The sequence below is a fragment of the Parasphingomonas zepuensis genome (genome assembly GCF_036663735.1).
GTDB lineage: Bacteria > Pseudomonadota > Alphaproteobacteria > Sphingomonadales > Sphingomonadaceae > Sphingomonas.
The window spans coordinates 714306-729549 of the sequence record NZ_JAXOJO010000002.1 but is presented as its reverse complement, the minus strand read 5'-3'; the positions used below and the strand labels follow the sequence as shown (position 1 = coordinate 729549).

General features: G+C 65.3%; 12 protein-coding genes. 5 read left to right on the top strand and 7 right to left on the bottom strand.

What is annotated here, in order from left to right; translation table 11 throughout:
• The 6 genes from U1769_RS09735 to U1769_RS09710 form a co-directional block, all read right to left on the bottom strand.
• Positions 1-1173: an aspartate aminotransferase family protein gene (locus tag U1769_RS09735; protein ID WP_443030339.1), complete on the bottom strand. Its 1173-nt coding sequence runs from the start codon at positions 1171-1173 to the stop codon at positions 1-3.
• A gap of 138 nt (positions 1174-1311) precedes the next feature.
• The gene (locus U1769_RS09730) at positions 1312-2715 is read right to left on the bottom strand and encodes an NAD(P)H-dependent flavin oxidoreductase (RefSeq protein WP_332715144.1); all 1404 of its coding nucleotides are present in this window, start codon (positions 2713-2715) and stop codon (positions 1312-1314) included.
• A 63-nt stretch (positions 2716-2778) separates the two neighbouring features.
• Positions 2779-3915 (bottom strand): glycosyltransferase family 4 protein, encoded by a 1137-nt coding sequence (locus U1769_RS09725; RefSeq protein ID WP_332715142.1) that lies wholly within the window; start codon positions 3913-3915, stop codon positions 2779-2781.
• Positions 3916-3962: 47 nt separating this feature from the next.
• Entirely contained in the window at positions 3963-5078 is a 1116-nt protein-coding gene (locus U1769_RS09720; RefSeq protein WP_332715140.1) for a glycoside hydrolase family 130 protein, read from the bottom strand.
• Entirely contained in the window at positions 5075-5833 is a 759-nt protein-coding gene (locus U1769_RS09715; RefSeq protein WP_332715138.1) for an SDR family oxidoreductase, read from the bottom strand. The genes U1769_RS09720 and U1769_RS09715 overlap by 4 nt, the downstream gene beginning before the upstream one ends.
• A 35-nt stretch (positions 5834-5868) precedes the next feature.
• Positions 5869-6759, bottom strand: coding sequence for an alpha/beta fold hydrolase (locus tag U1769_RS09710; protein ID WP_332715136.1), 891 nt, complete (start codon positions 6757-6759; stop codon positions 5869-5871).
• A 37-nt stretch (positions 6760-6796) separates the two neighbouring features.
• On the opposite strand from U1769_RS09710, the gene U1769_RS09705 reads away from it, so the two are divergent.
• The 5 genes from U1769_RS09705 (at position 6797) to U1769_RS09685 (ending at position 14480) form a co-directional block, all read left to right on the top strand.
• Positions 6797-8170, top strand: coding sequence for a protein adenylyltransferase SelO (locus U1769_RS09705; protein ID WP_332715134.1), 1374 nt, complete (start codon positions 6797-6799; stop codon positions 8168-8170).
• 576 nt (positions 8171-8746) lie between these two features.
• Entirely contained in the window at positions 8747-9484 is a 738-nt protein-coding gene (locus U1769_RS09700) for a hypothetical protein (RefSeq protein ID WP_332715132.1), read from the top strand.
• Between the two features lie 244 nt (positions 9485-9728).
• Complete coding sequence (locus U1769_RS09695) at positions 9729-13325, top strand: hypothetical protein (RefSeq protein WP_332715130.1); 3597 nt, start codon at positions 9729-9731, stop codon at positions 13323-13325.
• Between the two features lie 42 nt (positions 13326-13367).
• Positions 13368-13982, top strand: coding sequence for a hypothetical protein (locus U1769_RS09690; RefSeq protein ID WP_332715128.1), 615 nt, complete (start codon positions 13368-13370; stop codon positions 13980-13982).
• Positions 13983-14105: 123 nt separating this feature from the next.
• On the top strand, positions 14106-14480 hold the full coding sequence (locus U1769_RS09685; protein WP_332715126.1) for a hypothetical protein: 375 nt from the start codon (positions 14106-14108) through the stop codon (positions 14478-14480).
• Between the two features lie 83 nt (positions 14481-14563).
• Here U1769_RS09685 and U1769_RS09680 read toward each other — a convergent pair whose 3' ends face one another.
• Positions 14564-15112 carry a hypothetical protein gene (locus tag U1769_RS09680; protein WP_332715124.1) on the bottom strand — a complete coding sequence of 183 codons (549 nt, stop codon included), beginning with the start codon at positions 15110-15112 and terminating at the stop codon, positions 14564-14566.
• Positions 15113-15244 lie beyond the last annotated feature (132 nt).

Genomic DNA, 15244 nt, shown 5'->3' with positions numbered 1-15244 from the left:
TCAGTCGTCGCTGGCGGGCACATAGACCCGCGCCGCTTCGGACAGTTTCTCGATGCATTCAGCGATATGGCTTTCGTCGATCACCAGCGGCGGCAGGATGCGCACGACATTCTCGCCCGCAGCGACCGTCAGCAAGCCGTGATTGTCACGGCAATGCGCCACGAAGGCACGGCTATCGGACTTGAGCTTGACGCCGAGCATCAACCCCTTGCCACGCACGCTGTCGAACAAATGATCGTGATTGGGAATCATCTGCTCCAGGCCCTGGCGCAGCCGATCGCCCATCGTCGTCACATTCTCGAGGAAGCCGGGTTCCAGGATCACGTCGAGCACTGCCTCGCCCGCCGCCATGGAGAGCGGGTTGCCGCCATAGGTCGAGCCATGCGTGCCGAACACCATGCCCTTGGCCGCTTCCTCGGTCGCGAGGCAGGCGCCGAGCGGGAAACCCCCGCCGATACCCTTGGCGACCGCGGCGATGTCCGGCGTCACGCCGTAATGCTCATGCGCCAGGAATTTGCCGGTGCGGCCATAGCCGGCCTGGACCTCGTCGAGCACCAGCAGCAAGCCGTGTTCGTCGCATGCCTTGCGCAGGCCCTGGAGGAATTCGTCGCTCGCGGGGCGGATACCGCCCTCGCCCTGGATCGGCTCGACCAGGAAGCCGGCGGTGTTGTCGTCGATCAGCGCCAGCGCGCCGGCGAGATCGTTGAACTTGGCATAAGCGAAGCCCGGCAACAGCGGCTCGAAGCCGTCCCGCATCTTCGGCTGGTTGGTCGCGCTGATCGTGCCGAGCGTGCGGCCGTGGAACGCGGTGTCGAAAGTGATCAGCGTGTGCCGCTGCGGATCGCCATTGGCGAAATGATAGCGCCGCGCGGTCTTGATCGCGCACTCGACCGCCTCGGCGCCGGAATTGGTGAAGAACACCGTGTCGGCAAAGGTCGCGTCGACCAGCCGCTGCGCGAAATGCTCGCCCTGCGGGCTGCCGTACAGGTTCGACACATGCATCAGCGTCGCGGCCTGATCGGCGATCGCCTTGACCAGTTTCGGATGGCCATGGCCGAGCGCGTTGACCGCGATGCCGCTGGCGAAATCGAGATAGCGCTCGCCCTGCTCCCCGATCAGGTAGCAGCCCTCGCCTCGCACCGGCCGCACCCCGCAGCGGGGATAGACGGGCATGAGTGGGGTGATGGGCACGGGGCGGCTCCTCAATAGAAAAGGGCGGCCCAGCCGGGCCGCCCGGAGCGGGTGTTTACGAGGGCGCGGCCATCCGCGTCAATATCGGAGAGAAGAAGGCCCGAAAGCCTCCCCCCGCCATCAGTCGCCGGTCAGGATGCGATCGACCAGCTGCTTCACGGTGGGCACGAAGCCGTTCGAATAGAAGGGATCCTTCTTGAAATTATAGGCACCATGCCCGGCAAACATCAGATTCTGCTCGATCGGCCCGCCATGGGCGATGTCCTGCAGCGTCTTCTGGATGCAGAAGCTGCGCGGGTCGGCGAGGCGGCCGGTCGAGTTGGTCTCGCTGTCAGCCCAGGACGAGAAGGCGCACTGGCTGAGGCAGCCCATGCAATCGGCCTGGTCCTTGCGGATCACGCCTTTTTCCTCGGGCGTGACGAACACAAGCGTGTTGTCGGGCGTCTTCAGCGCGTCAGTGAAACCTTCGCCGAACCACTGCCGGGCGCGCAGCAGATCGTTGCGGGTGACCCAGAAATTCTTGCCCTTCACGCCCACGTCGAGCTGGAAGACGTGATCGCCGGCCTCCTGAGTGGAAAAGGCGATCTGGCGTTCCGAGCGCGCTTCGAGCGCGCGGAGGAACGGGTTGCGCACGGCGCTCGAATAGAAACCGGTCGGCGAGAAGCGGTGCAACAGCACTTCGCCTTCCTCGATATTGGTCAGCTTGGCTTTCCAGCCCTCGGGGATCGGGCTTTCCTGAGTCAGGAGCGGGCGCGTGCCGAACTGGAAGGCGATCTGGCCGAGCTCGGGATTGTCGATCCAGTTGCTCCAGTCGCGCAGATACCAGACGCCGCCGGCCATCACGATCGGCACGCTGTCCGGGATGCCGCCTTCGCGCATCGTCTCGCGCAGTGCCTTGACGCGGGGATAGGGATCCTCGGGCGTCAGCGGGTCTTCGGCGTTGGACAGGCCGTTATGGCCGCCGGCCAGCCAGGGATCCTCATAGACCACGGCCGCGAGCCAGTCCGCCGCCTTGGAATAAGCGCGCTTCCACAGCGCGCGGAAGGCCCGGCCCGAGCTGATGATCGGCAGATAGCTGACATTGTAGGACGCAGCGATCTCGGACAGCTTGTAGGGCATGCCGGCACCGCAGGTGACGCCGGCGACCATGCCGCGAGTCCGCTCCAGCACGCCGTGCAGGATGCGCTGGGCACCGCCCATTTCCCACAACACGTTGATGTTGATCGCGCCCTTGCCGCCGGAAATGTCGTACGCACGGTGCACCTGCTGCACGGCGCCCTCGATCGCATAGTCGATCAACTCCTCGTGCCGCTCACGGCGGTTGAGGGCCTTGTAGACTTGCGGAATGATCTTGCCTTCGGGGTCGTAGCTGTCGGCGTTGACCGCCGACACGGTGCCGATTCCGCCCGCCGCGGCCCATGCGCCGGCCGACGCGTGGTTGGTCGCGGCGACGCCTTTACCGCCCTCCACCAGCGGCCAGACCTCCTGGCCGTTATAGATGATGGGCTTCAGACCTTTGAACACATGACCTCCAACTTGACTTAGGTTCGATATACCGCGCGGGGCGCGCTTAGCGAGAAAATACGATCAGCCCAATGCTCCAGGCCTGCCCATCACCGCTTCGTAAAGGGCGGTGTAGCGAGCAATCATCCCCGACTCGTCATATTCGGCCATCGCCTTGACGCGGTTCTGGGCACCGACAAATGCCCTGGCGGCGGGCGCGCACCCCGCAAGCGCCTGCAGCGCGTCTCGCAATCGTACTTCGCTGCGGTCCATAATATATCCCGCATTGGTGTCCGATACCATCCGCGCGATGTCGCCGATGCGAGGGGCGACGATCGGCAGGCCGGCGGCCATGCCGTAGATCACCGCGACGGGACATTGCTCGCTCTTCGAGGAGAGCGCGAGGATGTCGAACAGGCCGACATAGCGGTGGGGATCGGGCAGGAAGCCGGGCAGATGGAGGCGATCGGCCATATCCATCGCCTCGGCCGCACCCAGGATCCGCGCACGGTCCGGCCCGTCGCCGACGATGACCAGGCGCACGCGCGACGACACGCCGCCGGCAGCGCGGACCAGCGCCGGCAGGTCCTTCACTTCGTCCAGACCGGCCAGCGCGCCGATCACCACCTCGCCCGGCTTGCGGCGGAAGCCGGGGATCGCCTTGGGATCGGGCTTCGCCGCATAACGCGCGGTATCGATAGCGTTGGCGATGCGCCGAACCCGGCCCGCCGGCTGCTTCCAGCTGCGCAGGGCGATCGCCTCGAGCGTCTCCGACGGCACGACCAGCGCGTCAGCGGCGGCCAGCGCGAGCCGGCGGTAGAAGATGCGCTCGATCTTCTGCCCGGCCGCTTCGTCGGCATCGAAGCCGTCTTCGTGGTGGACCAGCGGCGGCATGCCCTTGGCGAACACGCGGCGCGCCATCACCCCGTCGATCGCGCCCCAGCCATAGGTCAGCACCAGATCGAAGCGGCGCATGAAGCGGGCCAGCGCCTCGTAGCGCGCGACCGAGGGCCCACCGGTGAGCGACGGCGCGTTCTGCGCGATCTCGTAGCGGATGCCCGGTGCGATGCCGTCGCGCGCACCGAGTTGATCCGCCTGCTCGGAGACGATGGTGTGCCGTGCGCGGTCGCCGAACGCGTTGATCAGCCGGACGCACCGCCCAGCCGGGTCGCCCTGGCCGAAGGCCGCATGCACGTGCAGGATATGAACCGGAGGCGGCATCGGGATGGTCCGTTAGCGGCAAAAGCTTTGTCCGTCATTACCGGGGATCAGCCGAACACGCTCTTCGGGATATGCGTGATGCGGCAGGCCAGGTCCGCCTCGCCGCTCGCGACGACATAATGGTCGCCGCCATCGGCGATCCCGGTCGTGAACACGACATTCTCGATATACATCAGATCCTTGAGCGGCTCGGTCAGCGCCGGCGCGGGTTCGAGAAGCGGATGGTGATTGGTGTGGACCACGCGCGCGGGATCGTCGCGGTCGAGGATCGACCAATAGGTACGGTAGATGCCGACCACGCCGAGCGGCTCGACGCCGTGCCACAGGCTGAGCCACCCCTTATCGGTCAGGATCGGCGGCGCGCCGCCGCCCATGCGCGCCGTCGCCATCGTCGCCGAATGCGGGCGGATGCCGGGCTCGTCATGAGGTTTCCAGTGCAGCGCGTCGGGCGAACTCGCCAGGTTGATCGACGGGCCCGCGCGCCACTCGCTGCCGGGCGGGTAGGCGAAATAGAGATCGCCGAGCGGCCGCGTCTGCGCCCAGTGCTTGCCGCCGATCAGCCCCTCGAAGATCAGCATGTCCTTGTTCTGGTGATCGAGCACGATCCCCTCGAGCTTCCAGTCGAGCGCGTCGTGCGAGGAATAAAGCGTAGTCGAATGGCGTTCCGGGCTGACCGAGCAGGTCGTCATCAGATAACGATCGCCGACCTTGCTGATCCTCGCGTCCTCCACGCCGTAGCATTGATAGGATGCGCGCGGCGTTATCGCGCGATCATAATGCACCGCGACGACGCTGCCGCCGTCGGCCGACAGCTCGACCGGCAGGAGCCAGGAGAGCGAAGTAAGCGCCATCACCTTCCATCCCCCGCCGCGCATCATGAATTTGCGGGGATCGGCGGTATCGACAAAGTCGAGCGGCCACGCATCGAGGACATAAGCGCCGTCGTCCCAACGGATCGCATGGATATGCCCATCGAAGATCGGTTTGCGCAGCGCCTCCGCGACGCGCACCATCAGCAGCAGATTGCCGTTGGGCAGTCTGGTCATGCCGGGATTGAAGGCCCCCAGGATATAGGTCTCCGCAGGCAGCTTGCCCGCCAGCGGCGAGCGCGCCAGATCCACATCGCGCGGGCCGAAGACGATCTGATCGAGAGGAAAGGTCATTCCTGGTCCTGCATGCGGGGCGTGATCGTAACTTGCTGGACGACCGCGCGGCTGGGTTGAGTGAGGATGTAGTGGACGGCGACGGCGATGTCCTCGGCGCGCAGCATCTCGTCGCGGTGAATCATCGCGCGCTGCTCCTCCGGCTGGATATCGGGCAGCTGCATGTCGGCGCCGGTCTTGCCGGGCTCGACCAGCGCGACCTTGACGCCCTTCGGTCCCATCTCCCGCCGGAATGCCTCGGCAAAACCCTGGATGCCGTATTTGATGGCGGCATAGACGGTCGATTTCGGCCCGAGCACATGCGCGCTCACTGATCCGATCAGGACGATGTCGCCCTGCCCGCCCAGCTTCTCCACCGCGGCGTGCGCGGTCAGCAGATAGGCCGTGAAGTCGGTCGCGATGGCGTAGCGCAGATCGGGTTCCGACATGTCGCTCAGCCCCTCGGCAGCGATGGCCGCGTTGATGACCGCGATGTCGAGCCCGCCCAGCCAGGCTGCGCCCTGTTCGACAAACGCAGCGACATTGTCCGGATCGGCCAGATCGGTCGCGATCCCCTCACCCTCGCCGACCTCGCGGATGCGGGTCAGCGCGTCGGCGAGATGCGCCGGATCGCGCCCGCAAATAAACACCCGCACGCCCTCCGACGCGAGCAGCACCGCGATGGCGCGGCCGATCCCGGTGGTCCCACCGGTGATGATGGCGCGCTTTCCGGCGAGGCCGGTGACGGCCGTATGAGCGTCCGATAAATTGAGCATGTCCATTCCCCGCTGGCTGAACCGGAGAGACGCGTTCAGGCGGTGGCGGGTTCCGCGGAAAGACGATCGAGCAACCGGTCGATCGCACTCGCGGCCTCCGGCTCGCTCAGGGTCGGCGTGTGGCCGACCCCAGGCACGGTCACCAGCTCGGCCCGGTCGAGCGCCGCCACCATGCGCTCTGCGGTCTTCGCGCCGAGCACGTCGGAGCGGCCGCCGCGCAGGATCAGCGTCGGCACCTGCCGGAGCTGTTCGAGGGCGCGCCACATGTCCGGCCCAGCCTCGTTGCCCGGCACGCGGAACGGCTCGGCGATCTTCATGTCGTAATCGAGCACGATGCGGCCAGCGCTGTTGAGCCGGTACAGCCGCTTCGCCATCGCCAGCCAGTCCTCGATATCGTAATCGGGATAGACGTCGCCATTGGCCTCCGCCACGGCGCGGGCGGCGTGCATCCAGGTCGGCCACGTGTTCGACTTGCCGACATAAGTGCGGATGCGCGACAGGCCCGCCGTTTCGATCTCCGGCCCGACATCGTTTAGCAGCGCGCCCACAATCTTCTCCCGCGCAGTGCCCGCGAGCAGCATCGTGACGATCCCGCCGAGCGAAGTGCCGAACGCGATATAGGATTGCACCGCGAGCTCGCCGAGCAGCCCCTCGACATCCTGGACATAAGTGAGCGGGACATAGCTCATCGGATCCTTGGCATAGGCGCTTTCGCCCCGGCCGCGCAGATCGACCGCGATCACCCGCCAGTCCGGTGCAAGCCGCGCCGCCAGCGCTGCGAAATCGCGCGCGTTGCGCGTCAGCCCCGGCAGGCAGAGGATCGGCGGGCGATCGTCGCGCCCCGGATAATCGCGATAATGCAGCCGCAATCCGTCGTTGGACCACCAGTAGCGATTTTCCCAATGTCGATTTTCCGGGGCGGCCATGGTTGCATCCTGAGGTTTGCGGCTCCCATATCGCCGGATGACCCTCACCCCGCAAGCATATCGGCCCGAAACCGCGATCCTGGAGCTCGGCGACGGCTTCTACGATCCCGTCGCGGCCGCGGATTTTCCGCAGACCCGCCTTCGCTTCCGCAACGATCGCGCCGCCGCGAGCATCGGCCTGGACGGATTGAGCGACGCCGAATGGACCGCGCATTTCGGGCGGTTCCAGCCGCTCGAAGGCAGCCTGACCGAGCCGCTGGCGCTGCGCTATCACGGGCATCAGTTCCGCGTGTACAATCCCGAGATCGGCGACGGGCGCGGCTTCCTGTTCGCGCAGCTGCGCGACGATCGCGGGCGGCTGATGGACCTGGCCACCAAGGGATCGGGACAGACGCCGTGGAGCCGCTTCGGCGACGGCCGCCTGACGCTCAAGGGCGGCGTGCGCGAAGTGCTCGCCACCGAGATGCTCCAAGCGCTTGGGGTCGACACTTCGCGCAGCTTCTCGCTGATCGAGACCGGCGAAGCGCTGGAGCGCGGTGACGAGCCCTCCCCTACCCGCTCCGCCGTGCTGGTGCGGCTGAGCCATGGCCATATCCGGATCGGCACCTTCCAGCGGCTTGCCTATCATCGCGACGAGGCCGGCATTCGCGAACTGACCGCCTATGTCCTGCGCCATTATTATGGCGAGGAAGCGGGCGACGATGCCCCCGTGCGTCTGCTCGACCATGTCGTGCGGCGCGGCGCGCGGCTGGCGGCAAGCTATATGGCCGCCGGCTTCGTCCACGGCGTGCTCAACACCGACAACATCAACGTCACTGGCGAGAGCTTCGATTATGGCCCGTGGCGCTTTGCCCCGACATGGGATCCGGGCTTCACCGCCGCCTATTTCGACCATGCCGGGCTGTACGCCTTCGGGCGCCAGCCCGAGGCGATCCATTGGGACGTGATGCAGCTTGCCGTCGCGCTCCGCCAGATCAGCGAGCCGGAGCCGCTGATCGCAGTGCTCGAAAAGTTCGGCGAGCATTATCAGCCGGCGGTGTCGAGCGCGATCCTGTGGCGCCTCGGCCTGGTGCCGCGCGACCCGGAGAGCGACCGCGCCCTGGTGCAGGAGATCGAGCGGGCGTTGCGCACTGCGGAGGCATCGATCGACCGGTTCTTCTTCGACGGCTTCGGCGGCGTGTTGCCGGAGAGTTATGGCGAAGCGTTCGACGCGCTGCGCACTGCGCTCGGCGCTTACCGGCCGCGCAGCGACCGGAACCACGCCTATTGGAGCGGCGATGGACCCTGCGCGATGCTGATCGACGAAGTCGAGGCGATCTGGGCCGCGATCGACCAGCGCGACGACTGGACGGTGTTCGAGGCCAAGATCGCCGCCATCCGCGACATGGGCGCGGCGCTGTCTGAGGGCTGAGTTTATTTGACCGATTCGGCGGCCGATCGGGGCGCCGAACACGGCCCGACCTCCTGTTATCGTGCAAGAACAGGACGGGGGTTTTTTTCTTTCCCTGTTACCTCCAACTTTATTGGAAATATTTTCATTTAATATCAGTTTCTTATGTGCATGTTTCCCTGTTTCGCCATAACAGCGGAAAAATCGCGCAAAACGGCGCATTTTCACAGCAAAAACGCGGCTCGTTCCGCTGTTAAATGAGGCGGATCGATTCAACTGTCCGGCGGAAGCTGCTTTTGTGGCACGTTTCTTCATCCATGGCTCAGTGACATGACGGGACGAAGCATTGAATCGAAGGGCTGCAGGGAAGACCACGACCCCTATGCGGAGGAGATCCTGATCGGCGATCGGGATCCATGGTGATCCGGAATGTTGGATGGGGATGAGGTGGGAAGATCCTGGCGGAATGGCTGGTTTCGTGGACTGGCTCGATTCAAGATGTCATTCGTCTTTTGGAAACTGACTGAAGGATAGGAAGACCGATCGTCGGGCACCAGGTGATGGTCGTCCGATCACGATGGTGGGAGGGTTGCTGATATGCGTAGCTGGCGCGCGTTGATCTCGGCACTGATTCTGTTCCAGATGACGGGCCCGGCAAGCTTTGCGATTGTGGCTGTGCCTCCCCAGGTCGTGGGGCCACCCTCCTACATGGCGAGCGCCGATTGCCCCGCGCAATTTGCCAGGCCGGGCGGGACGACGATGGGAGCAGCGATCCCGGTCCCCGCTCTACGTCTGGGTGCCCCGGCGCAACGGGCGACGGTCTCCTTCGGGACGGGCGGTGGCGGCACTTCCAACGCGATTGAACTGGCGCGCCGCAGGAGACTTGGCCTGCCCACCGAGCCCAAGACGTTCGATTTAGCGGGATCCGCCCTCCCGATGGTCTATGCTCCCGAAGGGACCCTCTTCGCTTCGGGCTTCTATGCCTATCAGCGGCTGCCTCTGACGACAAAATCCAAAAATTATTGGCCGAACGGACTGATTTATGCGCTGCCAGCGTCCTCAAATTGCTTCGCTGGTTCTTACGCTTTCAACCAAGCCTGCCGCCAGGGCAAAGCTCCGGATGACACCTGCCTGGAAAACGTCGGAAGATGTTTGCCGGCGGCAACAGAGCATCGATGTATTCGCATCCGCCATGTCCGCCGAACAGCTGCGCAGACTGTTTTCGCCAACTGGATGCAATTGGCGCCAGCTCGCCTCGTGCAACCGCAACGAATGGCCACGCGGGCAGGTCTTGTTCGTCCAGCAAACGGGCAGCGGTGTTGGCTACGAGCATAGATGGGTCGATTACGACATGCTGGCCGCAACGCATTTCCGGAAGCGAACGGGCGTTCCTCGCTGATCGCGCGCAGCGGCGATCTGCGTCCAGCCTGTGGCGTACCGATGGGCGGCGCTCGTCCACCTGTCACACTCGGCAGCGCATCGCGCGAAATGCGCCGTTTCGGTTCCGAAACCGATTGCCGCGGCGCCTGGGTCTTTGCTCTATCCCGCTTCGATCCTCTCCGCGCAGGAAATTCGCTTGATGACCGCGACGACACCCGTTCCGTTTGCAACTACAATCTGGGTCTCGCTCGACGGCGACGACGCGGCGCCGGGCACCCGCTACGCGCCGCTGCGCACGATTGCCGCCGCGCATGCCGCGATCGTTCGTTTCGCGGAGGAAGCGCCACCGAAGAGCAGGATCACCATCGTGCTGATGGACGGAACCCACCCGATCGACGCCCCGCTGGTGTTCGGCCCGGAACTGTTCGGGCCCGACGGCCCCACCGTCCGCTTCGTCGCCGAGGGAGATGCCGCGCCGGTGATATCGGGCGGCCGCCGCATCGAGGGCTGGACCGTCCACGACGCCGAGCGAAATATCTACGCGGCCAACGCCCAGGGGCTCCATTCGCGCCAATTCTACGTCGACGGGCGGCGCGCCGTCCGCGCCCGCACGACCATGGCCGATGGCGGCATCCCGGCCGGCTTCAGGCCCAGTCCGATCCTGCCCTCCCCAGCGCCTTCGGCCGGCGCGCCCTATGTCATCGGCGGCGGGATCGATTTCCTGCCGACCGATCTCAACCCCGCGGGCTGGCGCGATCCCGCTCAGTGGCGCAAGCTCGACCAGATCGAAGCCGTCATCGACACGCAGTGGAAGACCATGCGTCTCCCCCTGCGATCGCGAACATTGCCCGACGGCGCGACGCCCGGCACGCTCTACCTTGCGCAGCCCGGCTGGACCAATGCCAACCTGTTCTTCACCCCCACCAAGACCGATCCCATAGGCGTGCCCGGCATCTGGAGCTTCTGGCAGGTCACGCGTTTCGAAAATGGCTATGAATTCCTCGACGAGCCCGGCGAATGGGTGCTCGACACCAGCGAGGACCGGATCTTCTACATCCCGCGCCCCGGAGAGGATCTGGCGACCGCGGAAGCGATCCTGCCGGCGCTGGAGATCCTGGTGGAGGCGCGCGGAACGCCCGAGCGGCCAGTGACCGGCCTATCGTTCGAAGGCATCGGCTTTCGCTATGCGACCTGGCTCGAGCCGAGCGGCGATGACGGCTATGTCGCCGACCAGAGCGGTTTCCACCTTCGCGGCGACCAGCATCAGCCCAACCTTACCGGGCATGATCCGCATGTCGTGCGCACGCCGGGGAACCTGCGCTTTGCCCATGCGCACGGCATCCGCTTCGATCGCTGCAGCCTCGCGCATCTGGGCGCGGTGGCGATCGATTTCGATACCGGCAGCCAGCGCAACAGCGTCACTCGCTGCACGTTCGACGACATCGCATCGGCCGCAATCCAGATCGGCGGCATCGATCGCCGCGACTTCGAGCCAAGCCCGGCCGATCACACCCGCGACCATGTGATCACCGACAACCACATCCGCCGCACCGGCCGCGACTACGCCGATTCAGCGGCAATCTATCTCGGCTTCACCACCAACAGCCTGGTCGCGCATAACAGCATCAGCGAGACGCCCTGGGCAGGGATCGCGCTGGGCTGGGGCTGGGGGCTGCTCGATCCGGGAAGCTTCCCCGGCATCTCCAACGCGACCTCCGGCATGTGGGGCCTGCCCGCACCGCGGACGGTCAATTGCGGGAACATCGTCGCCAACAATCACATCTCGCACTTCCTCGAGACCTTATGGGACGGCGGCGCGATCTATTGCTGCGGCTGGCAGGGCAATGGGTTCGACGATGCGCTGCGGATCGAAAACAACGTCGCGTGCGACAAGCGGCCCAAGGGCGGCGGGAACATCCTCTACACCGATGGGGGCAGCCGCTTCGTCAAGGTCACCGGCAACGCGCTGTTCGACAATGCGATCGGCGCGGTCGACCTCGGCCCCCCGCCCCGCCCCGGCGATCCGCTTCCCTATATCGCGGGGCCGAGCAAGCTCAACGGCATCCCCTATGGCGGCGACATCGGTGGGTGCCGCACCTATGGCGACATCCACTATTCCGGCAATTACTGGGCCGCGGGCCTGATCCCGATCGAGGAGGGTCTGATCGACCTGGCCGAACTGGCGATCAGCAAGATCTTCACCGGCGAGGCGGTGGACACCTATTCGCCACAGGGTTTCTTCGACGTCTGCCCCTATTCGCAGGGCGGCATCTCCTATCCCACCGGCCTGGTGTTCGAGGACAACCACAAGCTCCCGTTCGGCCGCGCCTCGGTTCCCGCGGCGATCCTCGCCGCTGCCGGCGTGCGCGGCGGCGGGGGCGCCTATGTCGCGACCGGGCGCGCGCCGCACGGCGGCGGCGCCGCTTTCCCGCCGCTGAATCCCGGCCCGAGCTGGAACGTGCCGCGCGTCTCGCTTCCCGGCCTGTTCGGAATGCAGAAGCAGTTCGCCCAGGAATGGTGGTATTATGTCGGCATCGCCGAGGACGATGCCGGCCAGCGCTTCGGCCTCCAGCTCGAGATCGGCCGCTTCGCGGTCGGCAGCATCCAGCTCTGCCTCGGGCTGACCGGCATAGGCTGGCGCGACGGCGCGGGCGGGGACCAGTATCTGAGCGGCGAGGGCATCGGCTTCGGTGCGGCGCGCGGGCGGCCAACGCTCGCCTCCGCAGTGATCCCGCCAGTTGGCGACCATGCGTATAGCGCCCATTTCCGGCCCCTGATCGAAGTCGTCGGTCGCTCGGACGATCTGTCGCGCGACGTGCGGTGGAATTTGCCGCTGTTCGGCACGAGCAAGGGCTGGAAGTTCGATTATCTCCAGGGCGCCTCCAATGCTGCCCCGATCGGGACGCCGGGATCGCGCTATGCGCTCGCGGTGCAAGGCCGCGGCTGTGTCACCGGCGCGGACAGCGCGGTCACGCGGCCGGCCCGCTATTCGGTCGATCTCGCCCTCACCGACCGCCGTGGCACGGTGATGGAAGGGCTTTCGGGCTATGTCGGCCCGGCAATGTTCGAGAATGACGATATCGGCCTGAGTTCCTACGAATGCGCCCAGCCGGTGCTCCGCATCGAACGCGGCGGAATCACGCTCGACGATCGCGTCCATGCGATCACCGGGGGCACCTTGTGGCTCGACCGCCAGATGATCGCGAAAGCCGCCGGGGACGGCGCGCCAACGGCAAGCGTATCGGCGGCGCTGCGCGGCCAGACGCCGTCGCCGCGCGAACTCTATCTCGGGGACTGGATCGCCGTGACGCTCGACGACGGGCTGTCGCTGGCGCTCGCGCTGTTCTGGCAGCCATCGAACCCGCAATGGATCACCGGCACGGCGGTGGGGCGACCGCCCAAACAGGGCTTCGGCAATCTCTATCTGCCGGTCCGGGGCACCACGCCGCAAGGCAATGGCGGCCTAGCGCTCACGCCCCGCACCGCGACGTCGGGCGACGACTGGGATTTCGATCTCAATATCCTCGATCCCGACGCGCCCACGCAATCGCCGCACTGGAAATCACCCGCCTCGGGCAAGACCTACGCCACGGCCTGGCGCATCGACTTCGCACCGCGCGCGCAGCACCAGGGCTTGCCGCCGGTCCTGTATCTCCACACCGTCAGCGACAATTGCGAGATTATTCCCGCCACGCCCTCCGGCGCGTTCTTCGAGGGCGCGGCGCTGGTCTATGCGGATCGGGAGCGGCAACGGCGGATCGGCCAGGCTTTCGTCGAGCAGATGGGGTTCAACTGAGACAATTTCCCGATCCGAAGCGACACAGCGGAGAGCAGCGCAATGACCATATTCCCGCAAAACCTGTGCGGCATCGGCCGTAACGGCAATGTCGGCGTCCCGGCACTCATGTTCGACCGCTGGGCCGATCTGGGCAATCTTGGCGGCTGGACGCTGAGGTCGCTGGCGTCGGCACCCAATGGCTGGATCTACGGCGTCGGCACGCAGGGCAATGTCGGCATCTGGAGCACCGGCAATTGGCAGACACATGATGCCCCGCACGGATGGACGCTCAAGTCGCTGGTCTGGGGGCCCGACGGCACGCTGTGGTGCGTGGGCGCGAACGGGAATGTCGGCATCTGGAGCAACAACCAATGGCAGGACCAGGGCAACCTCGGCGGATGGACGCTGAAGATGCTCGCGTTCGATTCGCTCGGCAGGAAGTACGGCGTCGGCACGGACGGCAATATCGGCCGCTGGGTCGATACGCAGTGGGTCGACTCCGGCTATAATGGCTGGACGGTCGACATGCTGGCCTTCGACGGCGGCGGCGACGCCTGGTGTGTCGGCACGCAGGGCAATGTCGGCGGCTGGACCGGGACCGCCTGGTATGATCTCGGGCGGTACATGGGCGGCTGGGACATGGCCTGGATTCACTACGCGCCGATCACGGCGTAGTGCCGCGCGGGCGGAGTTTCGAATCTTTTACCCTGTCGGGAGTTGAAAATGCGAGCACCGAGAAACTGGCGCCATTGGCTCGCCATGCAGCACGCATCGCCACACCTCGCTTCAGTCGTACTTATGAGAATCGTCGATGCTACCATCATCCCGGAAAGCGAAAAATCTGCGAAAAACAGAGAAAATCGCCGCCTTCTCGTCGAGCGCCTACTTCTTGAAGCGACAGGGTATCAGAAACCCATCCCGCAGTTCTGCCGGTGGAGAGCGAACGCAACAGTTCTGCGCCTATTCTCCGGAGAAAAGCCGATCGGCGATATCCATTTCTACGGTTCCGATCAGCATGGCGTCGCTCCCCTGCCCAATGGGCCACCGCCGGAGATCGGGGCCGATTTCGTGGGCTACCTCGCCACGAACGGTGAGGTCGTCGCGCTGCCGCTGGCGATGGCACTTGAGCAAGATCCGCTGGTGCTTGAGTGGACCTCAGCCGGATCGAAATAGACCGCCTGACTATGCGGAGAGGCGTTCAGTCTCCGATAAATATCTCTTTTCGGTCACGACCGAATGCCGGTTTCGCTGGCGAGTCAGCAACCGCCACCACGACGGCACAGGCCGACGGTTTTCAGATAGGCCAGGACATCGCGCTGCTGTGCGGCGTCCACTCCGCCATACAGCGTGTAGTGCAGCGTCAGGAAAATGGTCTCGCCCTTGACGCTCTTGACGAACTCCGTGCGTGGCTTGCCATTGTTCGACTCCTTCGGGCAGGCGATCATGGTCACCACCGTCTCGAAACCCTGCTCGCGGTCCGTGGAAAGGGTCTCGGATTTTGCCTCCGGGCAGTATTTGACGCGGTGAACCGACAGCTCGGCGTTGAACGCCGCCGGCTCCCTGACCTCCTGGTCGCGGAAGGCCTGGAACGCCAGGGTCCTGGAAGGAGCCCCCTGCTTCTCGGATGCGAGGCGGTATTCGGCGGTGAAAAAGGTCTCGTTGCCGGCGGAGTTGTACGGCACGAACCCGTCGGGCTCCTTGAAGTTCAGGGCTTCCCGAGTCGGCGGCGGCGCTTCCGCGGTTTGGGCCATGACCGCATCGGTCAACGCCACGACCCCAATGATGCCCAGCATGATTGAACGCATGTCACCCCCCCGGTATCTTCGATAACTCTATCACAAAATTCAGGATGCGAAAAAGGTTGCCGCCACGTGAAGGCGTTGCGCGGACGCTGCTCGCCCGACTATCCTCTCTTCCAATCCCTGCCTCCCGCGCTA

Bases quoted from the DNA above. Each gene is read 5' to 3' on its own strand.
- U1769_RS09735 (WP_443030339.1), bottom strand. From the start codon at position 1,173: ATGCCCGTCTATCCCCGCTGCGGGGTGCGGCCGGTGCGAGGCGAGGGC.
- U1769_RS09725 (WP_332715142.1), bottom strand. From the start codon at position 3,915: ATGCCGCCTCCGGTTCATATCCTGCACGTGCATGCGGCCTTCGGCCAG.
- U1769_RS09720 (WP_332715140.1), bottom strand. From the start codon at position 5,078: ATGACCTTTCCTCTCGATCAGATCGTCTTCGGCCCGCGCGATGTGGAT.
- U1769_RS09715 (WP_332715138.1), bottom strand. From the start codon at position 5,833: ATGCTCAATTTATCGGACGCTCATACGGCCGTCACCGGCCTCGCCGGA.
- U1769_RS09710 (WP_332715136.1), bottom strand. From the start codon at position 6,759: ATGGCCGCCCCGGAAAATCGACATTGGGAAAATCGCTACTGGTGGTCC.
- U1769_RS09705 (WP_332715134.1), top strand. From the start codon at position 6,797: ATGACCCTCACCCCGCAAGCATATCGGCCCGAAACCGCGATCCTGGAG.
- U1769_RS09700 (WP_332715132.1), top strand. From the start codon at position 8,747: ATGCGTAGCTGGCGCGCGTTGATCTCGGCACTGATTCTGTTCCAGATG.
- U1769_RS09695 (WP_332715130.1), top strand. From the start codon at position 9,729: ATGACCGCGACGACACCCGTTCCGTTTGCAACTACAATCTGGGTCTCG.
- U1769_RS09690 (WP_332715128.1), top strand. From the start codon at position 13,368: ATGACCATATTCCCGCAAAACCTGTGCGGCATCGGCCGTAACGGCAAT.
- U1769_RS09685 (WP_332715126.1), top strand. From the start codon at position 14,106: ATGAGAATCGTCGATGCTACCATCATCCCGGAAAGCGAAAAATCTGCG.
- U1769_RS09680 (WP_332715124.1), bottom strand. From the start codon at position 15,112: ATGCGTTCAATCATGCTGGGCATCATTGGGGTCGTGGCGTTGACCGAT.